Source organism: Enterobacter sp. MGH 16 (assembly GCF_000493175.1).
In the GTDB taxonomy this organism is placed as follows: Bacteria; Pseudomonadota; Gammaproteobacteria; order Enterobacterales; family Enterobacteriaceae; genus Enterobacter; species Enterobacter roggenkampii.
This window is the reverse complement of sequence record NZ_KI535695.1, coordinates 4,583,427-4,608,818: the sequence shown is the minus strand read 5'-3', so window position 1 is coordinate 4,608,818 and position 25,392 is coordinate 4,583,427. Positions and strand designations below refer to the sequence as shown.

Annotated in this window: 19 protein-coding genes and 1 pseudogene; 3 read left to right on the top strand and 17 right to left on the bottom strand. The window is 55.0% G+C overall.

Annotated elements, in window-relative coordinates; all coding sequences use genetic code 11:
• Nucleotides 1-307: 307 nt before the first annotated feature.
• Nucleotides 308-3,193, top strand: a complete 2,886-nt coding sequence (locus tag L362_RS01445) for an autotransporter family protein (RefSeq protein WP_023345415.1) — start codon at nucleotides 308-310, stop codon at nucleotides 3,191-3,193.
• Nucleotides 3,194-3,241: 48 nt separating this feature from the next.
• Here L362_RS01445 and L362_RS01450 read toward each other — a convergent pair whose 3' ends face one another.
• The 10 genes and pseudogenes from L362_RS01450 to L362_RS25000 all read right to left on the bottom strand — a co-directional run.
• Complete coding sequence (locus L362_RS01450; protein WP_021240552.1) at nucleotides 3,242-3,475, bottom strand: YgdI/YgdR family lipoprotein; 234 nt, start codon at nucleotides 3,473-3,475, stop codon at nucleotides 3,242-3,244.
• Between the two features lie 139 nt (nucleotides 3,476-3,614).
• On the bottom strand, nucleotides 3,615-6,839 hold the full coding sequence (gene carB / locus L362_RS01455) for a carbamoyl-phosphate synthase large subunit (RefSeq protein WP_008502028.1): 3,225 nt from the start codon (nucleotides 6,837-6,839) through the stop codon (nucleotides 3,615-3,617).
• A gap of 18 nt (nucleotides 6,840-6,857) precedes the next feature.
• Nucleotides 6,858-8,006, bottom strand: coding sequence for a glutamine-hydrolyzing carbamoyl-phosphate synthase small subunit (gene carA / locus L362_RS01460; protein ID WP_010427050.1), 1,149 nt, complete (start codon nucleotides 8,004-8,006; stop codon nucleotides 6,858-6,860).
• Between the two features lie 454 nt (nucleotides 8,007-8,460).
• Entirely contained in the window at nucleotides 8,461-9,282 is an 822-nt protein-coding gene (gene dapB / locus L362_RS01465) for a 4-hydroxy-tetrahydrodipicolinate reductase (RefSeq protein WP_023345414.1), read from the bottom strand.
• A gap of 205 nt (nucleotides 9,283-9,487) precedes the next feature.
• On the bottom strand, nucleotides 9,488-10,438 hold the full coding sequence (gene ispH / locus L362_RS01470; protein ID WP_023345413.1) for a 4-hydroxy-3-methylbut-2-enyl diphosphate reductase: 951 nt from the start codon (nucleotides 10,436-10,438) through the stop codon (nucleotides 9,488-9,490).
• A gap of 1 nt (nucleotide 10,439) precedes the next feature.
• Nucleotides 10,440-10,889 (bottom strand): FKBP-type peptidyl-prolyl cis-trans isomerase, encoded by a 450-nt coding sequence (fkpB, locus tag L362_RS01475; RefSeq protein ID WP_023345412.1) that lies wholly within the window; start codon nucleotides 10,887-10,889, stop codon nucleotides 10,440-10,442.
• A 117-nt stretch (nucleotides 10,890-11,006) separates the two neighbouring features.
• A complete protein-coding gene (gene lspA, locus L362_RS01480) occupies nucleotides 11,007-11,507 on the bottom strand; it encodes a signal peptidase II (RefSeq protein WP_008502034.1) in 501 nt (166 codons plus the stop codon).
• Nucleotides 11,507-14,323 (bottom strand): isoleucine--tRNA ligase, encoded by a 2,817-nt coding sequence (ileS, locus tag L362_RS01485; RefSeq protein WP_023326675.1) that lies wholly within the window; start codon nucleotides 14,321-14,323, stop codon nucleotides 11,507-11,509. The genes lspA and ileS overlap by 1 nt, the downstream gene beginning before the upstream one ends.
• Nucleotides 14,324-14,368: 45 nt before the next feature.
• Nucleotides 14,369-15,295 (bottom strand): bifunctional riboflavin kinase/FAD synthetase, encoded by a 927-nt coding sequence (gene ribF / locus L362_RS01490; RefSeq protein WP_021240557.1) that lies wholly within the window; start codon nucleotides 15,293-15,295, stop codon nucleotides 14,369-14,371.
• A gap of 7 nt (nucleotides 15,296-15,302) precedes the next feature.
• Nucleotides 15,303-15,509 (bottom strand): annotated as a pseudogene (locus L362_RS25000) (DUF2575 domain-containing protein); the annotation flags it as partial.
• Nucleotides 15,510-15,624: 115 nt separating this feature from the next.
• Here L362_RS25000 and rpsT point away from each other — a divergent pair.
• Nucleotides 15,625-15,888, top strand: coding sequence for a 30S ribosomal protein S20 (rpsT, locus tag L362_RS01495; RefSeq protein ID WP_008502037.1), 264 nt, complete (start codon nucleotides 15,625-15,627; stop codon nucleotides 15,886-15,888).
• Nucleotides 15,889-15,947: 59 nt separating this feature from the next.
• Here the strand turns inward: rpsT and nhaR are convergent, their stop codons facing one another.
• The 4 genes from nhaR to dnaK all read right to left on the bottom strand — a co-directional run bounded on the left by nhaR (nucleotide 15,948) and on the right by dnaK (nucleotide 21,401).
• Nucleotides 15,948-16,847 (bottom strand): transcriptional activator NhaR, encoded by a 900-nt coding sequence (nhaR, locus tag L362_RS01500; protein WP_008502038.1) that lies wholly within the window; start codon nucleotides 16,845-16,847, stop codon nucleotides 15,948-15,950.
• Between the two features lie 58 nt (nucleotides 16,848-16,905).
• Nucleotides 16,906-18,081 carry a Na+/H+ antiporter NhaA gene (nhaA, locus tag L362_RS01505; RefSeq protein ID WP_023345411.1) on the bottom strand — a complete coding sequence of 392 codons (1,176 nt, stop codon included), beginning with the start codon at nucleotides 18,079-18,081 and terminating at the stop codon, nucleotides 16,906-16,908.
• A gap of 173 nt (nucleotides 18,082-18,254) precedes the next feature.
• Nucleotides 18,255-19,400, bottom strand: a complete 1,146-nt coding sequence (gene dnaJ, locus L362_RS01510) for a molecular chaperone DnaJ (RefSeq protein ID WP_008502040.1) — start codon at nucleotides 19,398-19,400, stop codon at nucleotides 18,255-18,257.
• 87 nt (nucleotides 19,401-19,487) lie between these two features.
• Nucleotides 19,488-21,401, bottom strand: coding sequence for a molecular chaperone DnaK (gene dnaK / locus L362_RS01515; protein WP_008502041.1), 1,914 nt, complete (start codon nucleotides 21,399-21,401; stop codon nucleotides 19,488-19,490).
• A 296-nt stretch (nucleotides 21,402-21,697) separates the two neighbouring features.
• Here dnaK and satP point away from each other — a divergent pair, with 296 nt between their 5' ends.
• Nucleotides 21,698-22,264 (top strand): acetate uptake transporter, encoded by a 567-nt coding sequence (gene satP / locus L362_RS01520; protein ID WP_008502042.1) that lies wholly within the window; start codon nucleotides 21,698-21,700, stop codon nucleotides 22,262-22,264.
• On the opposite strand, the gene L362_RS01525 is transcribed toward satP, so the two are convergent.
• The 3 genes from L362_RS01525 to tal form a co-directional block, all read right to left on the bottom strand.
• The gene (locus tag L362_RS01525) at nucleotides 22,241-23,563 is read right to left on the bottom strand and encodes an MFS transporter (protein WP_023345410.1); all 1,323 of its coding nucleotides are present in this window, start codon (nucleotides 23,561-23,563) and stop codon (nucleotides 22,241-22,243) included. The two genes, satP and L362_RS01525, sit on opposite strands and share 24 nt — an antisense overlap.
• Nucleotides 23,564-23,685: 122 nt before the next feature.
• On the bottom strand, nucleotides 23,686-24,273 hold the full coding sequence (gene mog, locus L362_RS01530; protein WP_008502044.1) for a molybdopterin adenylyltransferase: 588 nt from the start codon (nucleotides 24,271-24,273) through the stop codon (nucleotides 23,686-23,688).
• Nucleotides 24,274-24,383: 110 nt separating this feature from the next.
• The gene (tal, locus tag L362_RS01535; protein ID WP_023345409.1) at nucleotides 24,384-25,337 is read right to left on the bottom strand and encodes a transaldolase; all 954 of its coding nucleotides are present in this window, start codon (nucleotides 25,335-25,337) and stop codon (nucleotides 24,384-24,386) included.
• Between the last annotated feature and the right edge of the window lie 55 nt (nucleotides 25,338-25,392).

Below are 25,392 nucleotides of genomic sequence, written 5' to 3'. Positions count from 1 at the left end.
AGTTAACCCGCCCGGTGAAAGGGGCGCAGCAGCCATGAAAAGGAAAGCGCAGCTATTGGTAATCATCATTCGTTGGACGATTTTTCCTCCCCAAAAAATCCAGGATGTGAATATCTCACTTCAATCCATATAGGAATGAGATATTTTAAGAAAATCTAAAATAATTATTTAATAAATCGATCTATACATAAAACATTGAAAAAATAATAATTTTACGCTCTTTGTAGCGAGCTCATTCTTTTTCTCCGCATACTGACGTGATTTTAATACGTCGTATCGCGCCTTTCTAATTCAAATGGATGTGTAAATGAGCAATAAACATTTCAGACTTAATAAAACGACTAAAACTCTGGGAAGTCTCTTTCCTGCCCTATTGTTATTCACCCCCGCCGTCGCTTTTGCCAGCACGATTGACCAATCAACCTCAATTCCACAAAACTTCTCCACCGACGCTGAATACGTCATTAATAAAGACGTTACGATAACCTCTTCCGGGAATGAAGCTGCCGTGTCGGTCAATGGGATTGATGTTTCAAACGTTGAAAATATGGGAAATATTTCTGGTTACGGGAATGGACTTGATATTAGCACTGGAGCACAACGTTTAGTAGTGAATAACGAGGAAGGGGCGACAATTTCCTCTACTTCAGCGACAGGTGTTAATATTGATACCATGCAAGGGGACCTGATTAACAAAGGGAATATTACTGCGGCTGAAAATGGTGTTTTCGTCAGTAAAAACTCATCTGCTGTCAGTATTTCCAATACCGCTACCGGTCTTATTAAAGGCAAATCAGGTCTTAATGCTGAAGTAGGTGTTGCCATTCATAACGCTGGCACCATCAAGGGTACAGAAGTTGACGGTATTACCCTGAGCGATGGCAATATTAAGCTCACGAACACGGGTACCGTAGAGGGCCTTCAGCACGGAATCAACGTAACGAATACCGCTAAAGTCGACATCATAAACAGTGGTTCAATCGGTGGCGGCAATACGGCAATCTCCTTTGCCAGTAATAAAAATAATACGCTGGTACTCAATACCGGCTCCTCGCTCAACGGTGATGTGATCTCTACCGGCTCAACGGGAAATAGCCTCACGCTGGTTGGTGCCGGAATAGAAGACAGCAATTTTGTTGGCCTGAATAAGGGAGACGGTTTTGCCTCTGTCAAAATGGAGGGTGAAAGCTGGACGCTGACGGGTGATCTCGACGTGATCGGTTCTGGCGATTCCCTTCAGGTTAACAGCGGTGATTTAACGCTGGCGGGAACCGTCTCTAATAGCGGCAATACGCTGGTTACTAAAGATGCCTCTCTACAATTAGGCAATGGCCAAAAAACAGCTTCGCTCAGTGGCGGTCTGAAAAACAACGGTACGGTAATATTTAATCAGGGCAACAATTCCACTTTCGCCACCGATATGACCGGTAGCGGCAAGGTTGAGAAAGTAGATTCACACACCCTGACCCTCACCGGCAAGAACAGCTACACGGGCGATACTGTTCTGCACGGCGGCACCACCCTGGTCGCTAATGGTGCTACGCTCGGCGTAAAGAACAGTAACGCCACCGTCACCATTGAAAATGGCGCTACGTTTGCTACTGCAGGTGAAGTGAACAATAACATTCATGTTCTGGCGGGCGGTACGCTGGCGGCATGGAATGCAGTCCAGGGTAACGCCACGCTCAGCGCTGCCGGCGTTGATACTATCAACGGCAACGTGACTAATGGCGGCAAACTGTTGCTCAGCGCCGCCAATAACAGCGTTGGCAACAATTTCACCATTAACGGCGACTATACCGGCTCCGCGGGCAGCCAGATCGTGTTAAACAGTACGCTCGGTGAGGATAATGCACCAACCGACCATCTCACCATCACCGGGAGCAGCTTTGGCCAATCCGGGGTCAGCGTCAGCAACATGGGGGGGCTGGGCGCGCAAACCGTAAACGGGATGGAAATTGTCAGAGTTGGCGGCAGTTCAGAAGCTCAGCTCACCCTGGCAAAACCGGTTGTTGCGGGTGCGTATGAGTATAATCTTTATCAGCACGGCGACGGAAACTGGTATCTGGAATCGAAGGCAACGCCATCAGACATTCCGGCAGACGATACCGACAACGGTGGTAATACCGACAACGGTGGTAATACCGACAACGGCGGTAATACCGACAATGGCAGTAACACCGACAACGGCAGTAACACCGACAACGGCAGTAACACTGACAACGGTGGTAACACCGACAACGGCAGCAATAGCGGTCCCGAAGTCATGGCTCCTGAGGTCGGCGCTTACTTAGGTAACTACCTTGCCGCGCAGAGCATGTTCCTGCACAAGCGTGACGATCGCGATCAGATCACCTTCCGTAACGAGGAAGATCTCAACACCTGGATGTACGTCAAAGGCCGCTACCATGAAAACAATGCGGGCGGTGACAAAGTCAGCTATGACACCACCACCACTGTCCTTCAGGTAGGCAGCGACTTCATGAGTAAGCCAATGGACAACGGCATCCTGCGTGCGGGTGGCATGTTCGGGGCAGGCCAGGCGAAGACCCACTCTGATGCAAAACACAACGTACGTGATGCGCAGGGCAAAGTGGATGGCTTTAACGTCGGCCTGTATGCAACCTGGCAGGATGATCAGAAGCTGCGTCTGGGCAGCTACGTTGATACCTGGGCCGCCTATAGCTGGTACAACAATAAAGTGACCAGCAACCGTAATGATGAAGATTACAACAGTGAGGGCTTCGCGGCATCCGTCGAAGTGGGCCATGCATGGGTGATTGATTCAGAAAATGAACGCACCTGGAAAATCGAACCTCAGGCGCAGGTTATCTACAGCTATCTGGATCAGGAAAACCATACCGATCGCGACGGCGTGCGGATTACCACGCTGGACAACGACGGTCTGTTTGGTCGTCTGGGCGTCAAATCAAGCTACTTCGAACAGAAAGACGTGAAAGCCTGGCAGCCGTACGTTGCCGTGAACTGGCTGAAAGGCGCAGGTCAGAACGATCTGGCGTTTAACGGCGAGACCGTCAGCAACGATACGCCGGAAGATCGCGGTCAGTTAGAGCTGGGCGTCACCGGCAACCTGAACGAAACCACGACGCTCTCCCTGCGCGCCAGCGGCGAGTGGGGTGAGAACAGCTATGCTGCTTATGGCGGTCATATCCTGCTGAACCACCGCTGGTAATCGTTCCTGAAAGACTAAAAGCCGTGGCAAACGCCACGGCTTTTTTTATTAGTTATCCAGCTCGCCCATTGATTTCACCTGATCGCGGTTGATCTGCTCGGTCTGACCCGTTTCCGCATTTTTATACGACACCAGACCGGTATCGTCATCGACCTGTGGTTTTCCGTCGGTGACAATGGTTTTGCCATCGGTGGTTTTCACTGCCTGGTTAGAGGAACAGCCCGCGACGGTAAACGTTGCAGTGGCGGCAAGAAGGGTGGCGATCAGTAATTTATTTTGCATGGTGTTTTCCCCTGCTCTCAGTTGAATTTCGTTATCGACCTAACAATTTTAGGCTAACTTACTGAAAGAAGATAAAAAACCAGAAGGTTCTGAAGATGGGGTGAATGCCCGGCAACCGAACGGCACCGGGCATTTTTACTTACTTGCTAATCTGCGCGTGCATTTCCTGAACCGAAATCACCTTCTCGGTAGCATCCGCATTCAGCGCCATGGCCGTTGCGAAACCGCCGTTCAGGGTGGTGTCGTAGTGCACTTTGTACTGCAGCGCGCTGCGGCGAATCAGCTTGGAGTCTTCAATCGCCTGGCGGCCTGCGGTGGTGTTGATGATGTAGGTGTATTCGCCATTCTTGATACGATCCTGAATGTGCGGACGACCTTCATGCACCTTGTTCACCAGACGCGGGTTGATACCCGCTTCGCCCAACACAATTGCCGTACCGTGGGTCGCGTCCAGCTCAAAGCCCTGCTTCAGCAGCTTGGCCGCAAGGTCAACCACGCGCTCTTTATCGCCTTCGCGAACGGAGAGCAGCGCACGGCCCGATTTTCTCATGGTAGAGCTGCTGCCCAGCTGCGCCTTGGCAAACGCTTCTGCGAAGGTACGGCCCACGCCCATCACTTCCCCGGTTGAGCGCATTTCTGGCCCTAACAGCGGGTCAACGCCCGGGAATTTGTTGAACGGCAGCACCACTTCTTTCACCGAGTAGTACGGTGGAATGATCTCTTTGGTCACGCCCTGCTGTGCCAGCGTCTGGCCTGCCATCACGCGCGCCGCCACTTTCGCCAGCGGAATACCGGTGGCTTTAGAGACGAACGGTACGGTACGTGCCGCACGCGGGTTGACTTCAATCAGGTAGACTTCGTTATCTTTCACCGCGAACTGGACGTTCATCAGGCCGCGAACCTGCAGCTCGAAGGCCAGCTTCTGCACCTGCTGGCGCATCACGTCCTGAATCTCCTGGCTCAGGGTGTACGCTGGCAGAGAACAGGCGGAGTCGCCGGAGTGTACACCCGCCTGCTCGATATGCTCCATGATGCCGCCAATCAGCACCATTTCGCCGTCGCAGATGGCGTCAACGTCCACTTCTACCGCATCGTCGAGGAAGCGGTCGAGCAGCACTGGTGCATCGTTGGAGACGCTCACCGCCGTCTGGAAGTAGCGGCGCAGGTCGGCTTCGTCGTAGACGATTTCCATCGCGCGGCCGCCCAGGACGTAGGAAGGACGCACCACCAGCGGGTAGCCAATCTCTTTCGCCTTCTCTACGGCCTGTTCGATGGCCGTCACCGTGGCGTTCGCCGGCTGTTTCAGCTTCAGACGGTCAACCGCCTGCTGGAAACGCTCGCGGTCTTCCGCGCGGTCAATCGCATCCGGGCTGGTCCCGATAACCGGTACGCCTGCCGCTTCCAGCGCGCGCGCCAGCTTCAGCGGCGTCTGGCCACCGTACTGCACGATAACGCCTTTTGGCTTCTCGATGCGCACGATTTCCAGCACATCTTCCAGCGTCACCGGCTCGAAGTAGAGGCGGTCAGAGGTGTCGTAGTCGGTGGAGACGGTTTCCGGGTTACAGTTGACCATGATGGTCTCGTAACCGTCTTCACGCAGCGCCAGCGAGGCGTGTACGCAGCAGTAGTCGAACTCGATGCCCTGGCCGATACGGTTTGGACCGCCGCCCAGCACCATAATCTTGTCGCGGTCAACTGACGGATTCGCTTCGCACTCGTCTTCATAGGTGGAGTACATGTAGGCGGTGTCGGTTGAGAACTCTGCCGCACAGGTGTCCACGCGCTTGTAGACCGGGTGCAGGTCATACTGGTCGCGCAGCTTGCGGATCTCCGCTTCGCGCACTCCCGCCAGCTTAGCCAGGCGCGCGTCGGCGAAGCCTTTACGCTTCAGCATGCGCAGGAAGTCTGCATCCAGGCCGTTGATGCCCAGCTCGGCCACTTTCTCTTCCAAACGCACCAGCTCTTCAATTTGTACCAGGAACCAGCGGTCGATGTTGGTCAGGTTGAACACGCCGTCGACGGACAGGCCGGCACGGAAGGCATCGGCGATGTACCAGATGCGCTCCGCACCCGCGTCTTTCAGCTCGCGGCGGATTTTGGTCAGCGCTTCAGGGTCGTCCAGGCTCACTTTCGGGTCAAAGCCGGTCGCGCCCACTTCGAGGCCGCGCAGCGCTTTCTGCAGGGATTCCTGCTGCGTGCGGCCAATCGCCATCACTTCACCGACGGATTTCATCTGGGTGGTCAGACGGTCGTTGGCGCCGGCAAATTTCTCGAAGTTGAAGCGTGGAATTTTGGTCACAACGTAGTCGATGGACGGCTCGAAGGACGCAGGGGTGCGGCCACCGGTGATGTCGTTCATCAGCTCGTCGAGGGTATAACCCACCGCCAGTTTCGCCGCCACTTTCGCAATCGGGAAGCCGGTCGCTTTAGAGGCCAGCGCGGAGGAACGGGACACGCGCGGGTTCATTTCGATAACAATCAGACGGCCGGTTTTCGGGTTTACGGAGAACTGTACGTTAGAACCGCCGGTTTCCACGCCGATTTCACGCAGTACCGCCATCGAGGCGTTACGCATGATTTGATACTCTTTGTCGGTCAGCGTCTGGGCTGGCGCAACGGTGATGGAGTCGCCGGTGTGGATACCCATCGCATCGAAGTTTTCGATGGAGCAGACGATGATGCAGTTGTCGTTTTTATCACGCACCACTTCCATCTCGTACTCTTTCCAGCCAATCAGCGATTCATCAATCAGCAGCTCTTTGGTTGGGGAAAGATCCAGGCCGCGTTCGCAAATCTCTTCGAACTCTTCGCGGTTGTAGGCAATACCGCCGCCGGTGCCGCCCATGGTGAACGATGGACGGATGATGCACGGATAGCCCACCTCAGCCGCAACGGCCAGCGCCTCTTCCATGTTGTGTGCGATACCGGAGCGCGCGGTGTCGAGGCCGATTTTCTTCATCGCCACGTCGAAGCGGCGACGGTCTTCCGCTTTATCAATCGCGTCGGCGGTCGCACCAATCATGGTGACGCCAAATTCGGCCAGCACGCCCTGACGCTCCAGCTCCAGCGCACAGTTCAGCGCCGTCTGGCCGCCCATGGTTGGCAGCACCGCGTCCGGACGCTCTTTCTCGATAATTTTACGCACCACTTCCCAGTGAATCGGCTCGATGTAGGTGGCATCAGCCATTTCCGGATCGGTCATGATGGTCGCCGGGTTAGAGTTCACCAGGATAACGCGGTAACCCTCTTCACGCAGGGCTTTACACGCCTGCGCGCCGGAGTAGTCGAATTCGCAGGCCTGGCCGATGACGATCGGGCCAGCGCCAAGGATCAGGATGCTTTTTATGTCTGTACGTTTTGGCATTGTCTTCTCGGCTCCTGATTATTTAGCGGTCTTACGGTATTGCTCGATAAGTTCGATGAAGTGATCGAACAGCGGCGCGGCGTCGTGTGGGCCTGGGCTCGCTTCCGGGTGGCCCTGGAAGCTGAACGCTGGCTTATCGGTGCGATGAATCCCCTGCAGGGTGCCATCGAACAGCGACTTATGGGTCACGCGCAGGTTAGCCGGCATTGAGGCTTCATCGACGGCAAAGCCGTGGTTTTGCGCGGTGATCATCACCGTGTTGTTATCGATGTCTTTCACCGGGTGATTACCACCGTGGTGGCCGAACTTCATCTTGACGGTGTTCGCACCGCTCGCCAGCGCCAGCAGCTGATGGCCGAGGCAGATGCCGAATACCGGGATATCGGTTTCCAGGAAGGACTTGATGGCGGCGATGGCGTAATCGCACGGCGCCGGGTCACCAGGACCGTTGGACAGGAAAATACCGTCCGGATTCATCTTCAATACGTCTTCGGCAGACGTTTGTGCAGGCACTACCGTCAGGCGGCAGCCGCGGTCAACCAGCATGCGCAGGATGTTGCGCTTGGCGCCAAAATCGTAGGCCACCACGTGGAACGGCAGCTCGCTCTCTTTTTTCGCTTCCGGCAGGTCGCCTTCCAGCGTCCAGCTACCCTGAGTCCAGCTGTAGGCTTCAGCGGTAGTCACTTCTTTCGCCAGGTCCATGCCGTTCAGGCCCGGGAAAGCTTTCGCTTTTTCCAGCGCCAGCGTCGCATCGAGGTTATCACCTGCGATGATGCAGCCGTTCTGTGCACCCTTCTCGCGCAGCAGACGCGTTAACTTACGGGTATCGATATCGGCAATCGCCACGATGTTATGGCGCTTCAGGTAAGAAGAGAGATCTTCAGTGTTGCGGAAGTTGCTGGCAATCAGCGGCAGGTCACGAATGACAAGGCCTTGCGCATGTACCTGAGAGGATTCTTCGTCAGCCGCATTGGTGCCGACATTGCCGATATGAGGATAAGTAAGAGTAACGATTTGGCGAGAATAGGAAGGATCAGTGAGGATTTCTTGATAACCGGTCATTGAAGTATTGAAAACGACTTCCCCAACCGCCGAACCCGTTGCCCCTATGGCCCGACCGATAAACTGGGTTCCGTCTTCCAGAACCAATAGCGCTGACTTAATCAAAACACCCTCCAGAGAATATTCACTCACTTTATTTGCATATTAATTCATAACCATGTCATGGATCAATGCAAATGTGTTGCCAGCGGATTTTTGGCAAACGGCGGCATTCTGGAGATTTGGTGGGTAAAAGTCAACTTAAAACCGACATTTTGTTTAGTCTTTTGCGTATCTGACGAGTTGAGTGAAGCTTAAGCGACAAAAAGATCAGGTAAATCACTGCGGAAAACGCTTGCGCACCGGGTTTAATGAAAAATGAGTCAGCACAGCATCAAAAAGTGGACCAAATGGTCAAAATTTACATTTCAGTAACGAAAATCAAGGGGAATAACTATACTTTCAAGGCTAAAAAAACAAAATGAGCACGAAACAGATAAAATAAAAGGGCAATAAATTATTGCCCTATGCAATCAAATGATTACGACTGCAATAACCACATCACGATGGGTAATAATGCTTACAAATTGTTGAGATCCAGCACATCTCTCATATCAAAAAGACCATTTTTTTTCTCTTTCAGCCACAAAGCGGACCGAACGGCACCATTGGCAAACGTCATTCGGCTGGACGCTTTATGCGTAATTTCGACGCGCTCGCCAATATCGGCGAACATCGCGGTATGTTCGCCGACGATGTCACCCGCCCGGACGGTTGCGAAACCAATGGTGCCTGGCACGCGTTCCCCGGTGTGGCCTTCGCGGGCATAGACCGCACAGTCTTTTAAATCTTTATTAAGTACATGAGCAATCGCTTCGCCCATCGCCAGCGCCGTGCCGGATGGCGCATCAACCTTATAGCGGTGGTGAGCTTCAACAATCTCAATATCGGTGTAGTTGCCCATTACCTTCGCGGCCTTCTCCAGCAGCTTCAGCATGACATTAACCCCCACGCTAAAGTTTGCGGCGAAGACAATCGCAATCTCTTTGGATGCATCCTGGATAGCCTGCTTGCCCGCATCGTCAAAACCGGTGGTGCCGATCACCATCCCCTTGCCGTGCTGGCGGCAAAATGCCAGATGCGTGAGCGTCCCTTCCGGGCGGGTAAAATCGATGAAGACATCGAAGTCCTCTTTAACCGCCTCCAGGCTGCTTTGTACGGTGACGCCGGTCTTTCCCGCGCCCGCCAGCTCACCAGCATCGGTACCCAGAAGTGATGAACCGTCACGCTCTAGCGCCGCGCCAAGTGCTACGCCATCCATCTGAAGTGCCGCCTGAATCAGCTGACGGCCCATACGTCCACCCGCGCCCGCAATGGCGACACGGATCTGTGCATCATGCATAGTTATTCTCTTACGTTAAAATGATGTAAACCGTTTTCAGATTAACCAGCCTTTCTGAGCACTGCCAACTGAAAACACCAATAATTAGAATTTAACGTGAAACCGACTTAAATATCAGTAAAAGACATGATTTTGTCGTCACGATAAAGTAACGGGTAAAAAAAAGGCCAGCACAGGAGGTGCTGGCCTTTCATCAGAAAAGGGACTATTCGACTTCGCGGGCGTCGATTCTCAGTTCTTTCGGCACTTCGAAAACAATGTTCTCTTCACGTCCTTCCAGCGGCACCGCTTCGCCGCCGCCCAGCTCCTGCAGACGAGCAATCACGTTCTGCACCAGGATATCCGGCGCGGAAGCGCCTGCGGTAACGCCAACGCAGGTCGCATTTTTTACCCACGCTTCCTGGATGTCCGTCGCGTCGTCGATTAAAAACGCCGCTTTCCCCATACGCTGCGCCAGTTCGGCCAGACGGTTGGAGTTAGAGGAGTTTTTAGAGCCGACAACCAGCACCACGTCCGCCTGTTCAGCCAGCGCGCGCACCGCTTCCTGACGATTGGTGGTGGCGTAGCAGATGTCATCCTTGCGCGGCCCGACGATTTTCGGGAAGCGCTGACGCAGGGCGTCAATCACGTCTGAGGTATCGTCGACGGAGAGCGTGGTCTGGGTCATAAACGACAGGCGCGCTTCGTTTTTCACGTTCAGCGTCAGGACATCTTCCGGCGACTCCACCAGATACATACCCCCTTCAGGGTTGCTGTACTGGCCCATGGTGCCCTCGACTTCCGGGTGGCCAGCATGGCCAATCAGGATCGACTCTTCACCACGGCGGCTGGCGCGCGCCACTTCCATATGCACTTTCGTGACTAATGGGCAGGTGGCATCGAACACGGTCAAATCGCGGCTTTTCGCTTCGTTCCGTACCGCCTGAGAGACGCCGTGCGCGGAGAAGATCAGGATCGCACCGTCCGGCACTTCGCTGATTTGCTCAATAAAGATGGCGCCGCGCTCGCGCAGGCTGTCGACCACGTAGCGGTTATGCACCACTTCGTGACGCACATAAATCGGCGCGCCGTAAATTTCCAGCGCGTTTTCAACAATGCTGATAGCGCGGTCTACACCGGCGCAAAAGCCGCGCGGGTTAGCCAACAGGATCTGCATCTCAGGCCTCCAGTGCCGGATCGATCTCCAGCACTTCAATATCAAAATGGACAGTGCGCCCGGCAAGCGGATGGTTGAAGTCAACGGTAATCGAGTCGCCGTTGATTTCGCGGATCACGCCAGGCATTTCGCTGCCGTCCATAGCGGTAAAGAGCATAATTGCCCCGATCTCCGGTTCACCCGCGTCCATAAACTCACGACGGGAGAAGTACTGGATCAGATCCGGGCTTGGCACGCCAAACGCGGCATCCGGCTCCAGCGAAAAGGCTTTTTTCTCACCCTCTTTCAGACCCAGAAGCTGCTGCTCAAGACCTTCAGACAGGGAGGTATCGCCAAGACGAAACAGGGCCGGTTTGCCGTTGTTGCGGGTGGATTCGGCCGTGGAGCCGTCATCCAGCTTCAGCGTAAAGTGAACGAGAACCGCGCTGTTGCTCTGTACGGATTTAGACATGCAAATTGCTCGCTTGTTTTGGGTCACCTGTTGCCCGGTGGCGCTACGCTTACCGGGCCTACGGGAAGCCACAAATTCGGTAGGCCGGGTAAGCGTAGCGCCACCCGGCATTGATGCTTACGCCTGCTCTTTCGCAGCGGGTTTAGGCAAGAAGCCTTCCAGCACGATTAACGCCGCACCGATGCAAATGGCGCTATCGGCGAGGTTAAAGGTCGCGAAGTGCCAGTCGCCGACGTAGAAGTCGATCATATCGACCACAAAGCCGTGCCACAGGCGATCAAACAGGTTGCCCAGCGCGCCGCCAATGATCAGCGCGTAGGCGATGTTATTCAGCTTTTGCGTTGCCTTCGAGCGGTACATCAGCACCGCCAGGATCACGCAGATACCGAGAGCGATACCCGCAAAGAACCAGCGCTGCCAGCCACCGCTGTCGGCAAGGAAACTGAACGCCGCACCGTAGTTGCGCGCGTAGTGCAGGTTAAGCGACGGGAACAGCGGCACCGTCTCCCCCAGAGCGAAATTCTGGAGGATCAGGAACTTGCTGCCCAGATCGATAATCAGCACCACCACAACCAGCCACAGCCAGCGCAGTCCTGTTGAACAGAGAGTTTTACTCATCAGGCAAACTTACGTTTTTCGCCGTCACCGGCGACGTTGCTTACACAGCGTCCGCAGATGTCTGCGTGTTCCGCCACCTGGCCGACATCGGTGGTGTAATGCCAGCAACGCGGGCATTTCTCACCGTCGGCTTTGCTCAGCGCGACTTTCAGTCCTTTGAGCAGTTCGCTCTGCTGAGCATCAGCAGAAGCCTCGGCATAATCCGCAACTTTCGCACCGGAGGTCAACAGGACAAATCGTAATTCATCGCCCAGCGCCGTCAGCTTCGCCGCCAGCTCTGGCTCCGCGTACAGGGTCACCGCCGCTTCCAGAGAGCCGCCGACTTTCTTGTCAGCACGCGCCTGCTCGATAACCTTGTTCACTTCGCCACGCACTTTCAGCAGCTCGTCCCAGAAGGCATCGTTCATCGCTTCGGTGCTGGAGAGATCGAACAGACCTTCGTACCACTCGCCCGTGAAGACGTACTTCTCACGATCGCCCGGCAGGTAACCCCAGATTTCATCCGCGGTGAAGGACATGATCGGCGCCATCCAGCGTACCAGCGCTTCTGCGATATGGAACAGCGCGGTCTGGCAGCTGCGACGCGCCACGCTGTCCGCTTTCGCGGTGTACTGGCGGTCTTTGATGATGTCGAGGTAGAACGAGCCCATCTCGATGGAGCAGAAGCGCATCAGGCGCTGCACCACTTCGTGGAAGTCATAAGACTCATAGGCCTTCAGGATATCTTCCTGCGCCGCTTTCGCGCAGCCTACCGCCCAGCGGTCCAGCACCACCATCTCTTCCGGTTTCACCATGTCTTTTGCCGGATCAAACCCGTTCAGGTTCGCCAGCAGGAAGCGCGCGGTGTTACGGATACGACGATAGCTGTCGGCAGCGCGTTTCAGGATCTCGTCAGACACCGCCATTTCGCCGGTGTAGTCGGTCGACGCCACCCACAGACGCAGAATGTCTGCGCCCAGCTTGTTCATCACATCCTGCGGAGAAACGGTATTACCGATAGATTTAGACATCTTACGGCCCTGACCATCCACGGTGAAGCCGTGAGTCAGTACCTGACGGTAAGGCGCTTTACCCTTCATGGCGGTAGAGATCATCAGAGATGACATGAACCAGCCGCGGTGTTGGTCAGACCCTTCCAGATACATATCGGCAGCGTGACCGGCAAACTCCGGACGCACGTCAACCACGGAGGAGTGGGTAGACCCGGAATCGAACCATACGTCCAGGGTATCCGGCACTTTCTCGTAGTTGTCAGCATCAGCGCCCAGGATGTCACGGGCGTCGAGATCCCACCACGCCTGGATGCCGTCAACTTCGACGCGCTTCGCCACTTCTTCCATCAGTTCGAGGGTGTTCGGGTGCAGCTCATGCGTCTCTTTATGCACGAACAGCGACATCGGCACGCCCCAGGTACGCTGACGGGAGATACACCAGTCAGGACGGTTAGCCACCATGGATTCGATACGCGCCTGGCCCCAGTCCGGGATCCACTGCACGCCTTTGATCTCTTTCAGAGACTGCTCGCGCAGGCCTTTCTGATCCATGCTGACGAACCACTGCGGGGTCGCACGGAAGATGATTGGCGTCTTGTGACGCCAGCAGCACGGATAGCTGTGCTGCATTTTCTCAACGTGCAGCAGCGCGCCGCTGGTGCGCAGCATGTCAACGATAATGTCGTTCGCTTTGAAGACGTTGATGCCGTCCAGCGCCGGATAGGTGCCAGGCAGGTAGGAGCCGTCCGGCCCCACCGGGTTAGCGATTTCAAGACCGTACTTCAGGCTGATGTTGTAGTCGTCAGGACCGTGGCCACCGGCGGTATGTACCGCACCGGTACCCGCGTCCAGCGTCACGTGGTCGCCCAGGATCGCCGGAACGTCGAAGTCCAGGAACGGGTGTTTGAAGCGCATCAGCTCCAGCGCGTCGCCTTTTACGGTACCCAGCACGGTGTAGTCGGCGATATTCGCGCGCTTGAGCACGCTTTCAACCAGATCTTTCGCCAGGATAACCGCCTGGCCGTCAATCTGCACCAGCGCGTATTCGAACTCGCCGGACAGGGAGATCGCACGGTTGGCTGGCAGGGTCCACGGGGTGGTGGTCCAGATCACCAGCGAGATCGGGCCGTTAACGGACGATACGCCAAATTTGGCTTTCACCGCATCCTGATCGACGGCGTGGAACGCCACGTCGATAGACGGAGAGGTTTTGTCGTAATACTCCACTTCCGCTTCTGCCAGCGCAGAACGGCAGTCCACGCACCAGTGCACCGGCTTCGCGCCTTTGTGAAGGTGGCCGTTACCGATGATTTTGCCCAGCGCACGGATGATGTTGGCTTCGGTTTTGAAGTCCATGGTCAGGTACGGATGCGACCAGTCGCCCAGTACGCCCAGACGGATGAAGTCAGCGCGCTGACCGTCAACCTGGGTGGCTGCGTATTCGCGGCACTTCGCACGGAACTCAGCGGCGGTGAATTTCTCACCAGGCTTGCCAAATTCCTGCTCAACTTTCAGCTCGATTGGCAGGCCGTGGCAGTCCCAGCCCGGAACGTAAGGCGAGTCATATCCCGCGAGTCCTTTGGACTTCACGATAATGTCTTTCAGAATCTTGTTTACAGAGTGACCAATATGAATGCTGCCATTCGCATAGGGAGGGCCATCATGCAGAATGAAGGTTTTTTTGCCTTTTTTGGCTGCACGAATGATGCCGTACAGGTCATCATCGGTCCAACGCGCCAGCATTCCCGGTTCACGCTTGGCGAGATCGCCGCGCATCGGGAACCCTGTTTCCGGCAAATTCAGGGTTGATTTATAGTCACTCATCAGATTCTCGGTTCCGTATTTATCACGTAGGCAGTTAAGCCGGGTTCAAAGCCCAAAAAACTCGCGGGCTGTTAATTCATCTCGCGCAATTTGCGCTTTGAGTTCATCCAGCGAACCAAATCGCTGCTCGTTGCGTATTTTTTTACGCAGTATCACATCTATATGGCGACCATACAGGTCCATTACAACGTCCAGCAGGTGCACTTCTAGCTGTTGACGCACACCGGCAACGGTCGGACGCGTGCCAATATTGGCGACGCCGTAGAACGGCTTATCGCCCAGTCCTGCCACTTCTACCGCATAGACCCCTTTAACCGGGGAAACCTGACGACGCAGCGGTATATTCGCCGTCGGGAAACCTATCGTGCGGCCCAGCGCATCGCCATGGACCACGCGACCAGAGATGGTGAACGGATGTCCCAGCAGGTTTTCTGCCGTATCCAGTTCATCGTTGGCCAGCGCCTGCCGCACTGCCGTGCTGCTGACGCGCACGCCGCCTTCACAGAAGGTCATCGCGCTGGTGACGTCAAAACCGTACTCCAGACCAGCCTTCTGTAATAGCAAGAAATCACCCTGACGACCAGCGCCAAAGCGGAAATCATCGCCCACGGCAAGAAACTGCACGCCAAGACGCTTCACCAGCAGGTCGCTGACGAAATTTTGTGCTGTCAGCGCGGCAAAGCGGCGATCGAAACGTACGCACAATACATAGTCCACGCCGGACTCAGCCAGATAGCGCAACTTCTCGCGCAGGCGTGTAAGACGGGCGGGAGATTTGTCGCCCGCGAACAGCTCCAGCGGCTGCGGTTCGAAAATCATCACTACTACGGGCAGGCCGCGAGCCTCCCCTTCTTTACGCAATCCCTGCAACAGCGCCTGATGACCACGATGCACGCCGTCGAAATTACCAATGGTCAGCACGCACCCGTGCGGGGCTCTGCTGAGATTATGTATGCCGCGTATCAGCTTCATGTCTGGCTCAAAACAGTGAAAATCGCCAAAGTATACCTTGTACAGCGGTTAAGGTTAACCGGCGATTGTTCGTGCAAAACAGAAAGCCGTAATGATTTCATCAGGCTGACCTTTCGCAGCGAAAAAATCTGCTCGCGAACTGCGATTTTTATGCCGAAAAGCTGTATTCACGGACAACAAGCTGGTAGAATCCTGCGCCATCACTACGTAACGTAGCGTCGCCACACTAACGGCGCTTATTTGCACAAATCCATTGACAAAAGAAGGTATAGAGGGCATATTCCTCGGCCTTTGAATTGTCCACATAGATCATATTTGGGAGTTGGACCTTGGCTAATATCAAATCAGCTAAGAAACGTGCTATTCAGTCTGAAAAGGCTCGTAAGCACAATGCAAGCCGTCGCTCTATGATGCGTACTTTCATCAAGAAAGTATACGCAGCTATCGAAGCTGGCGACAAAGCTGCTGCGCAGAACGCATTTAACGAAATGCAACCAATCGTGGATCGTCAGGCTGCTAAAGGTCTGATCCACAAAAACAAAGCAGCGCGTCATAAAGCAAACCTGACCGCGCAGATCAACAAACTGGCTTAATCGCCGCTTGTTGTTGCTTGTTTTAAAAGAACCCGCTTAACGCGGGTTTTTTTATATCTTCAGATTGCCGGTGGCGTAAACAGCGCCGAGTAGTCACGGTTACAGATTCGCTGTACCGCCGGATGCTGAATCATCCTTTCAGCAAAGATGGCGTGATACTCCTCCATCACGTTATCCACTCTGCCTATCTCCGTAATCTTGTCGTCCGAATAGAGATCGTGCGCGTAGAGCGTCGGCGCAACGAAGATGGCGTTGTGGGCTTCACCAAAGGCTTTCATCAGCGCCGCATCGTCAAATTCGCCGAGGATTTCCACGTTCAGCCCCTGCGAGTTAAACCAGTTCAGGAGCTTGCGCCCCAGCATGGAACGCCTTCCCGGCACCAGCAGTCGACGCTCTTCCAGGCAGGCCGGGAAGGGTTTCTCCGGCGGCGGATTAATGCACCAGAAGCTCACGCCGCATTCCCCAATTTTCACCGAGAACAGCCCTTCCTGCTGCGTCGAGTCGATCGGACAATCCGAGATAATCATATCCAGCTTGTGCTGGCTCAGCTGTTCCAGCAGCATCTCGTGGGTAGATTCAAAGCAGCGCAGGTGGATTTGCTCGTCTTCGACCACCGCCGCATCCAGCACGCCGCTCACCAGCCGTTTGGACAGCGCATCCGCCACGCCAACATCAAAGAGCAGGTTCGACTCTTTGCGGTAGTTGACGATATCCAGCATCTCCTGGCTAAGGGTAAACATTTTGTCCGCGTAGCGGAAAACCAACTCACCCAGCTCGCTGGGTTCAATCCCGCGCCCCTTACGCTTGAACAGCTTGCCCTGCAAACGTTCTTCCAGCGCCTTGATTTGCCCGGTGATGGTTTGCGGCGTCAGGTAGAGCGCCTCTGCTGCCCCGACCACCGAGCCCTGTCTGTAGACGTGCCAGAAGTAGTAAAGATGGTTGTAATTCAAATGAGACATCGCGTCTTCGCTCCTTGAGTGTGTTTCGGGAGAAGGATCGCCTCCTCCCGGTGTTCCGTTATGCCTGGACGGCCTGTCCGGACAATTTCACCTTCAACAAGGTATAACCAATTACGGCGGCCAGTAATGACCCGATGAGAATGCCGAGTTTCGCCCAGACGATCAGCTCAGGCGCATGCGCGCCAAATGCCAGCGTCGAGATAAAGATCGACATCGTAAACCCTATTCCACACAGCACGCCGACGGCCATAATCTGCTTAAACGTGGTGCCGTGCGGCAATGACGCCAGCTTCAGTTTCGTCGCCAGCCAGCAAAAGAGGCTAATACCCAGCGGCTTACCGATAAACAGACCGGCAATAATGCCCAGCGGCAGCACGGACGTCAGCCCGTCCAGCGTCACGCCGCCCAGCGAAACCCCGGCATTGGCAAACGCAAACAGGGGCAGGATCATAAAGGCGACCCACGGGTGCAGCACATGCTCCAGCTGTTTGGCCGGCGACTTGCCGTCCTGCGGCTTAAGCGGCACGAAGAAGCCGACGATCACCCCAGCCAGCGTGGCGTGCACGCCGGATTTCAGCACCGCCGTCCACAGCACCATCCCCACGAGGATGTAGATACCGATGCGGCGCACGTTAAAGATGTTCAGCAGCGCCAGCACCGCAATCGCTCCGGCAGCCACGCTCAGAGACAGGATCGACAGATCGCTGGTGTAGAACAGCGCGATAATCACAATGGCGCCAAGATCATCGATGATCGCCAGCGCCATCAGGAAGATTTTCAGCGCAACCGGCACGCGGCTTCCCAGCAAGGCCAGCACCCCGAGCGCAAAAGCGATATCCGTCGCGGCCGGGATCGCCCAGCCGTGACGTGCAACCGGATCCTGCCAGGTGAACGCCAGGAAGAGCAGCGCCGGCACCACCATCCCACCGAGCGCGGCAATGACCGGGAACGCCGCGCGCTGGCGGCTGGCAAGCGAGCCCAGAACCAGCTCACGCTTAACTTCAAGCCCCACCAGCAGGAAGAACACCGCCATCAGCGCATCGTTGATCCACAGCAGCATGTTCTTGTTAATTTCCAGCGCCCCGACCTTCAGCTCAACGGGCGTTTCCAGAAATGCATGATAGAGATCCCGCGTGATGCCAAGATTAGCCAGCACCATCGCGGCCGCTGCGGCAATAATCAGGAGCACGCCACCGGACGCCTCACCGCTAAAGAAACGGTGTAGTAATTTCATTTAAGTTCTCTCTTTTACAACAATACCTCGATAAAACCATAATACCAAGCCAAATAGCTCGGCAAAAACAGATTAATATTGAGTATAGATTCACTTTTACCGAGCAATAACCGTAAATAAAAAAAGCCCGGAATCGCTTCCGGGCTTTTTGAAGATAAAAACCAGCTAACGGATTAGCGGGTCAAATCATCGAAGAATTTTTTGACGCCATCGAAGAAGCTTTTGGAACGCGGGCTGTTTTTCTCACCCGTCGGACCACCAAAGCTTTCCTGCAACTCTTTCAGCAGCTGTTTCTGCTTATCGTTCAGGCCAACCGGCGTTTCCACGACGACGCGGCACAGCAGGTCGCCCTGCGCACCACCGCGAACGGATTTAACGCCTTTCCCGCGCATGCGGAACAGCTTACCGGTCTGGGTCTCGCCCGGGATCTTCAGATTGACGCGACCATCCAGCGTCGGCACTTCGATTTCGCCGCCGAGAGCAGCCATCGCGAAGTTGATCGGCACTTCACAGTACAGGTTGTTCCCTTCGCGCTCGAAGATAGCGTGCTGTTTCACCTGCACCTGAACGTACAGATCGCCTGCCGGTGCGCCGTGTTCGCCAGCTTCACCCTCACCCGCCAGACGGATGCGGTCGCCCGTATCCACGCCAGCCGGGATTTTAACGGACAGGGTCTTGGTTTTCTCAACGCGACCGTGGCCGTGGCATTTGGTGCACGGATCTTTAATCAGCGTACCGCGACCGTGACAGTGCGGACAGGCCTGCTGTACCGCGAAGAAGCCCTGACGCATCTGGACCTGGCCGGAGCCGTGACAGGTTGGACAGGTCTGAGGCTGGGTACCCGCTTTCGCGCCGCTGCCGTGGCAGACGTCACACTCTTCCAGCGTCGGAATACGGATCTCTTTGGTAACACCGCGAACGGCCTCTTCCAGCGTCAGATCCATGTTGTAGCGCAGGTCCGCGCCGCGCGCCGCGCGCTGACGACCACGCCCACCGCCGAAGATGTCGCCGAAGACATCGCCAAAGATATCGCTAAAGTCGGCACCGCCGCCAAAGCCGCCGCCACCGAATCCACCGCCGCCCATGCCGCCCTGTTCAAAGGCTGCGTGACCGTACTGGTCATAGGCTGCACGTTTTTGTGCATCGGTCAGGACTTCGTAGGCTTCTTTGATCTCTTTAAATTTGGCTTCAGCCTCTTTGTCACCCTGATTACGGTCCGGGTGGAATTTCATGGCCAGGCGCTTATACGCCTTTTTGATTTCACGCTCTTCCGCAGTTTTCGGAACGCCTAAAATCTCGTAATAGTCTTGCTTTGCCATTGGTTTTTTTAAGCCCCTTAACATGCGAGCACGGGCGTGGAGAGTTCTCCTACGCCCGTGCCGATTAATTACCCTGCATCAGGGCGATTATTTTTTATCTTTAACTTCTTCGAACTCAGCGTCGACAACGTCGTCGTCTTTCGCATTGTTCGCCGAAGCGTCAGCGCCCGCCTGCTGTTGAGCGTGCTGCTGCTGAGCGATTTCCATCAGCTTCTGAGAAGCCTGTGCCAGTTCCTGCATCTTCGCTTCGATGTCCGCTTTATCTTCACCTTTCAGTGAGGATTCCAGCGCACTCAGTGCAGCTTCGATAGCAGTCTTGTCTTCCGCTGGCAGTTTATCGCCTGCTTCTTCAACCTGCTTACGGGTGCTGTGCAGCAGATGGTCACCCTGGTTGCGGGTCTGAACCAGCTCTTCGAACTTACGGTCGGATTCCGCGTTAGCTTCGGCATCGCGAACCATTTTTTCGATTTCCGCTTCGTTCAGACCAGAAGATGCCTTGATGGTGATCTTCTGCTCTTTACCGCTGTTTTTGTCTTTCGCAGACACGTGCAGGATACCGTCAGCATCGATGTCGAAGGTGACTTCGATCTGTGGCATGCCGCGCGGTGCCGGGTTAATACCGTCCAGGTTGAACTGACCCAGAGATTTATTATCCGCCGCACGCTTACGCTCACCCTGCAGCACGTGGATGGTTACCGCAGACTGGTTGTCTTCAGCGGTAGAGAACACCTGGCTGTGCTTGGTTGGGATGGTGGTGTTTTTGTTGATGAGCGCAGTCATCACACCGCCCATGGTTTCGATACCCAGAGACAGCGGGGTAACGTCCAGCAGCAGTACGTCTTTCACTTCACCGGTCAGTACGCCACCCTGAACCGCAGCACCGATAGCCACTGCTTCGTCCGGGTTAACGTCTTTACGTGGCTCTTTACCAAAGAACTCAGCCACTTTCTTCTGCACCATTGGCATACGGGTCTGGCCACCAACGAGGATAACGTCGTTGATATCAGACACGGACAGGCCAGCGTCCTGCAGAGCAACTTTCAGCGGCTCGATAGAACGGTTCACCAGGTCTTCTACCAGGCTTTCCAGTTTCGCACGGGTCACTTTGATGTTCATGTGTTTAGGACCGGTCGCGTCTGCAGTGATGTACGGCAGGTTCACGTCGGTCTGCTGAGCGGAAGACAGCTCGATCTTCGCTTTCTCAGCGGCTTCTTTCAGGCGCTGCATAGCCAGCGGATCGTTACGCAGGTCAATGCCCTGATCTTTCTTGAACTCGTCAACGAGGTAGTTGATCAGACGGGTATCGAAGTCTTCACCACCCAGGTGGGTATCACCGTTGGTTGCCAGAACTTCGAAGGTTTTTTCGCCGTCAACTTCGTCGATTTCGATAATAGAGATATCGAAGGTACCACCACCCAGGTCGTAAACCGCGATAGTACGGTTGCCGACTTCTTTATCCAGACCGTAAGCCAGAGCAGCCGCGGTTGGTTCGTTGATGATACGTTTTACTTCCAGACCTGCGATACGGCCAGCATCTTTGGTTGCCTGACGCTGAGCATCGTTGAAGTAGGCAGGAACGGTGATAACAGCTTCAGTTACCGGCTCACCCAGGTAATCTTCTGCGGTTTTCTTCATTTTTTTCAGCACTTCAGCAGAAATCTGCGGTGGTGCTGTTTTGGTGCCTTTCACATCAAGCCATGCATCGCCGTTATCTGCCGCGATGATTTTGTAAGGCATGATGGAAACGTCACGCTGAACTTCTTCGTCCTGGAAGCGGCGACCGATCAGGCGTTTAATCGCAAACAGAGTGTTTTGCGGGTTTGTCACTGCCTGACGTTTAGCCGGCTGACCAACCAGAGTTTCACCGTCCTGGGTATAAGCAATGATAGAAGGCGTGGTGCGATCGCCCTCGGCGTTCTCCAGCACGCGTGCAGTAGTGCCATCCATAATCGCTACACAAGAGTTGGTAGTACCCAGGTCGATACCAATAATTTTACCCATCTAAACGTCTCCACTAAAAATTCAGTCAACATGTGGTTGTGTACCTGTAATAAGGGCAGAACGTGCTTTTTCAACTGCCCAGATTTGATTTTTTTCAGGTCCACACACTGCGGTTGACTACAAGATGGGGTCGCGACGGCATCCATCAAGGGGCAAGCATAAAAAAAATTTTAATTTCACCCTGATGAGATCATAGACGCCATCGATTGCGCCCATTATGATGCCGCGCCCCGTCAGGGAGAACTGACGCGGGTTTAACCATTTCACCATATTAATGATGATTTTTTTGAGGACTTATGGGCAACACTAAGTTGGCTAATCCGGCTCCGCTGGGCCTGATGGGTTTTGGCATGACCACTATTCTGCTGAACCTGCACAATATCGGGATGTTCCCGATGGATGGCATCATCCTGGCGATGGGCATTTTTTATGGCGGTATCGCGCAAATCTTTGCGGGCCTGCTGGAATATAAGAAAGGCAATACCTTCGGCTTAACCGCCTTCACCTCTTACGGTTCTTTCTGGCTGACCCTGGTCGCCATTCTGCTGCTGCCTAAAATGGGCATGGCAGACGCGGCAAACGCCCACTTCCTGGGCGTCTACCTGGGCCTGTGGGGCGTCTTCACCCTGTTCATGTTCTTCGGTACCCTGAAAGGCAACCGCATGCTGCAGTTCGTCTTCCTGAGCCTGACCGTGCTGTTTGCCCTGCTGGCAATCGGTCACCTGGTGGATAACGAAGGCATCGTTCACGTTGCCGGCTGGATTGGTCTGGTTTGCGGCGCAAGCGCTATCTACCTGGCAATGGGTGAAGTGCTGAACGAGCAGTTTGACCGCACCGTGCTACCGATTGGTGAAAAACACTGATCCCTCTGTCGTGCCCGCCTCGCGGGCACGACATCCCCCCGCCTGACGAAGCCAAAATCCCAATACCAGCCCCATCACCGACAGCGCCAGCACGTACCAGGCCGGAGCCATGGGAGAGACGCCCATCAGGACCGTCACCGCAATCGGCGTCAGCCCACCGAAAATGGCATACGACACGTTGTAGGAAAATGAGATCCCAGTGAAGCGAACCTCCGGCGGGAACGCGCGCACCATGACATACGGCACCGCGCCGACAACGCCCACGCACAGCCCTACCACGCCGTACAGCAGGAACAGCTGTTCAGGATGGCTGCCTGCCAGATGGTAAAACGCCCAGCTTGATGCGGCCAGTAGCAGGCTGCCGACAATAAAGGTAACGCTGGCCCCGAAACGATCTGCCGCCAGCCCGGCGGCCAGGCAGCCAAAGCAGAGCATGATTGTCGCGATACTGTTCGCCTGTAGCGTCACGGCAGGGGCGAAACCGTACTGCTTTTGCAGCCACACCGGAGACATCAATATCACCACCACAATCCCGGCCGAGAGTAGCCAGGTGAGCAGCATCGACACCACCACCGCCTTTTTATGACGTACCACAACCGCCTTCACCGGCAGCTCCTGCGCCAGCGCTTTACGCTGCTGCATTTCGAGGAAAATCGGTGTCTCCTGCAGCCAGCGGCGCAGGTACATCGCCACCAGGCCGAACGCCCCACCCAGCAGGAACGGAATACGCCAGCCCCAGTCGTGTAAGGCCTGCTGCGTCATGCTGGTATTCACAATGGTGGCGACCACCGAGCCGAGCAGGATCCCGATGGTCAGCCCCGCGGTTAAGGTTCCACAGGCGATACCAATGCGGCGCGCCGGAACATGCTCTGCGACAAACACCCACGCGCCCGGCACTTCACCGCCAATCGCCGCACCCTGAAGCACGCGCATCAGCAACAGCAGCAACGGCGCGAGAATGCCCATCGAGGCATAGGTGGGCAGCAGACCAATGGCCAGCGTGGGGACCGCCATCAGCAGGATGCTGAGGGTAAACATCTTTTTACGCCCGACCAGATCGCCAAAGTGGGCCATGATAATGCCGCCCAGCGGACGCGCCAGATACCCGGCAGCAAAAATGCCGAAGGTTTGCACCTGACGCAGCCACTCCGGTATATCGGCCGGAAAGAAGAGCTCCCCCACTACGGCAGCGAAGAAGACGAAGATAATGAAATCGTAAAACTCCAGCGCACCGCCTAAGGCCGCGAGCGTGAGGGTTTTGTAGTCCTGTCGATTCAGAGGTCGGGTGTTATGTGACATAGCGAACCATTATGCGTGTATTGTGGATTTATTTTTACAGCAATCGTAAAGAAAAAATTACTATACCGTAAAACCGTTACCACGCTATCGCCGCTTCAGCTTATGTCACATATTGATTAATTTCAGGAGATTGTTTCGCGACGCGCGTTTTTAGGACGAAAAGCTGCTACCACTTTCTCATCGGTTTCGACATACGGGCCGTCAAGCAGCTGTATACAATACGGTACACTTGCAAAGATGCCGTGAACGATGACACTGCCGTCTTCCGCTTTTAGCCCTTCCAGCGTCTCTTTGATCGACTTCGGCTGGCCCGGCAGGTTCAGAATCAACGCCTGCTTGCGGATCACCCCTACCTGGCGGGAAAGAATGGCTGTCGGGACAAAGTGTAGACTGATCTGGCGCATCTGTTCGCCGAAGCCCGGCATTTCACGATCGGCAATCGCCAGCGTCGCGTCCGGCGTCACATCACGGCGCGCGGGCCCGGTTCCGCCGGTGGTTAACACCAGGTGACAGCTCATCTCATCCACCAGCTCACACAGGGTCTGCTCGATAATCGGCTGTTCGTCGGGAATCAGGCGAGTCTGGATCTCAAACGGGGTAGTCAGTGCACTGGCCAGCCACGCTTCCAGAGCGGGGATGCCTTTATCCTGGTAAACACCGCTGGAGGCGCGGTCAGAAATCGACACTAAGCCGATGCGTAAGGTATTCATATCCATTCCATTCAAAGAGTACTGATTAAAGGGAATGATACACGCAGAGAGGAAATTCAGACAGGGTACGAAAGCAGTCGCGTGACCGGGAGCCCGGTCACGCGGAATGATTACAGCAGGTCGCCGATCATTTTTTCCAGTTTTTCCTGGTCAACAGCAAACTTACGGATACCGTCCGCCAGCTTGTCTACCGCCATTGGATCCTGGTTGTGCTGCCACAGGAACTCGGATTCAGTGATGCGCTCTGGGCGTGCTTTCACTTCACCGGTGTAAGACAGTTTACGCTCCAGGGTGCCTTCGCTTTCTGCCAGCTCTTTCAGCAGTGCAGGCGCGATGGTCAGGCGGTCACAGCCAGCCAGCTCGATGATTTCACCGACGTTACGGAAGCTTGCGCCCATAACCACAGTCTCATAGCCATGCTGTTTGTAGTATTCGTAGATTTCAGTCACGGAAATCACGCCTGGATCTTCAGCCGGTGCGTACTCTTTCTTATCGGTGTTGGCTTTGTACCAGTCCAGAATACGGCCCACGAACGGAGAAATCAGGTATACGCCAGCTTCTGCACATGCACGCGCCTGCGCGAAGGAGAACAGCAGGGTCAGGTTACAGTTGATACCCTCTTTTTCCAGCTGCTCTGCCGCGCGGATACCCTGCCAGGTAGAAGCCAGTTTGATCAGGATACGATCGTTGCTGATGCCCGCATCGTTGTACAGTTTGATCAGACGTTTTGCTTTCGCGATAGACGCTTCGGTGTCGTAGGAGAGACGCGCGTCAACTTCGGTAGAGATACGGCCCGGAACCAGTTTCAGGATCTCCAGACCGATGTTCACGGCCAGTTTATCAGTAGCGTCCACAACCTGCTGCGCGCGGTCGTTGCTATGCGCTTTAGCCCAGGTCACAGCCTCGTCAATCAGTTTGCGATACTCAGGGATCTGTGCGGCGTTAAGGATCAGAGAAGGGTTAGTTGTGGCATCCTGCGGCTGGTACAGCTTCATTGCCGCGATATCTCCGGTGTCAGCTACGACAGTGGTGAACTGACGAAGGGAGGTCAATTTATCCGTCATGATAGTGTTTCTCTTTTAACGTGCCCTGGATAATTCACGCTACCGACAGCATGCC

Excerpts from the sequence above, each read along its gene's own strand:
- L362_RS01525 (WP_023345410.1), bottom strand. The coding sequence starts at position 23,563 with ATGTCACATAACACCCGACCTCTGAATCGACAGGACTACAAAACCCTC.
- nhaR (WP_008502038.1), bottom strand. The coding sequence starts at position 16,847 with ATGTCTCATTTGAATTACAACCATCTTTACTACTTCTGGCACGTCTAC.
- nhaA (WP_023345411.1), bottom strand. The coding sequence starts at position 18,081 with ATGAAATTACTACACCGTTTCTTTAGCGGTGAGGCGTCCGGTGGCGTG.
- dapB (WP_023345414.1), bottom strand. The coding sequence starts at position 9,282 with ATGCATGATGCACAGATCCGTGTCGCCATTGCGGGCGCGGGTGGACGT.
- mog (WP_008502044.1), bottom strand. The coding sequence starts at position 24,273 with ATGAATACCTTACGCATCGGCTTAGTGTCGATTTCTGACCGCGCCTCC.
- carB (WP_008502028.1), bottom strand. The coding sequence starts at position 6,839 with ATGCCAAAACGTACAGACATAAAAAGCATCCTGATCCTTGGCGCTGGC.
- ileS (WP_023326675.1), bottom strand. The coding sequence starts at position 14,323 with ATGAGTGACTATAAATCAACCCTGAATTTGCCGGAAACAGGGTTCCCG.
- ribF (WP_021240557.1), bottom strand. The coding sequence starts at position 15,295 with ATGAAGCTGATACGCGGCATACATAATCTCAGCAGAGCCCCGCACGGG.
- dnaK (WP_008502041.1), bottom strand. The coding sequence starts at position 21,401 with ATGGGTAAAATTATTGGTATCGACCTGGGTACTACCAACTCTTGTGTA.
- fkpB (WP_023345412.1), bottom strand. The coding sequence starts at position 10,889 with ATGTCTAAATCCGTACAGAGCAACAGCGCGGTTCTCGTTCACTTTACG.
- ispH (WP_023345413.1), bottom strand. The coding sequence starts at position 10,438 with ATGCAGATCCTGTTGGCTAACCCGCGCGGCTTTTGCGCCGGTGTAGAC.
- tal (WP_023345409.1), bottom strand. The coding sequence starts at position 25,337 with ATGACGGATAAATTGACCTCCCTTCGTCAGTTCACCACTGTCGTAGCT.
- lspA (WP_008502034.1), bottom strand. The coding sequence starts at position 11,507 with ATGAGTAAAACTCTCTGTTCAACAGGACTGCGCTGGCTGTGGCTGGTT.
- dnaJ (WP_008502040.1), bottom strand. The coding sequence starts at position 19,400 with ATGGCAAAGCAAGACTATTACGAGATTTTAGGCGTTCCGAAAACTGCG.
- L362_RS01450 (WP_021240552.1), bottom strand. The coding sequence starts at position 3,475 with ATGCAAAATAAATTACTGATCGCCACCCTTCTTGCCGCCACTGCAACG.
- satP (WP_008502042.1), top strand. The coding sequence starts at position 21,698 with ATGGGCAACACTAAGTTGGCTAATCCGGCTCCGCTGGGCCTGATGGGT.
- L362_RS01445 (WP_023345415.1), top strand. The coding sequence starts at position 308 with ATGAGCAATAAACATTTCAGACTTAATAAAACGACTAAAACTCTGGGA.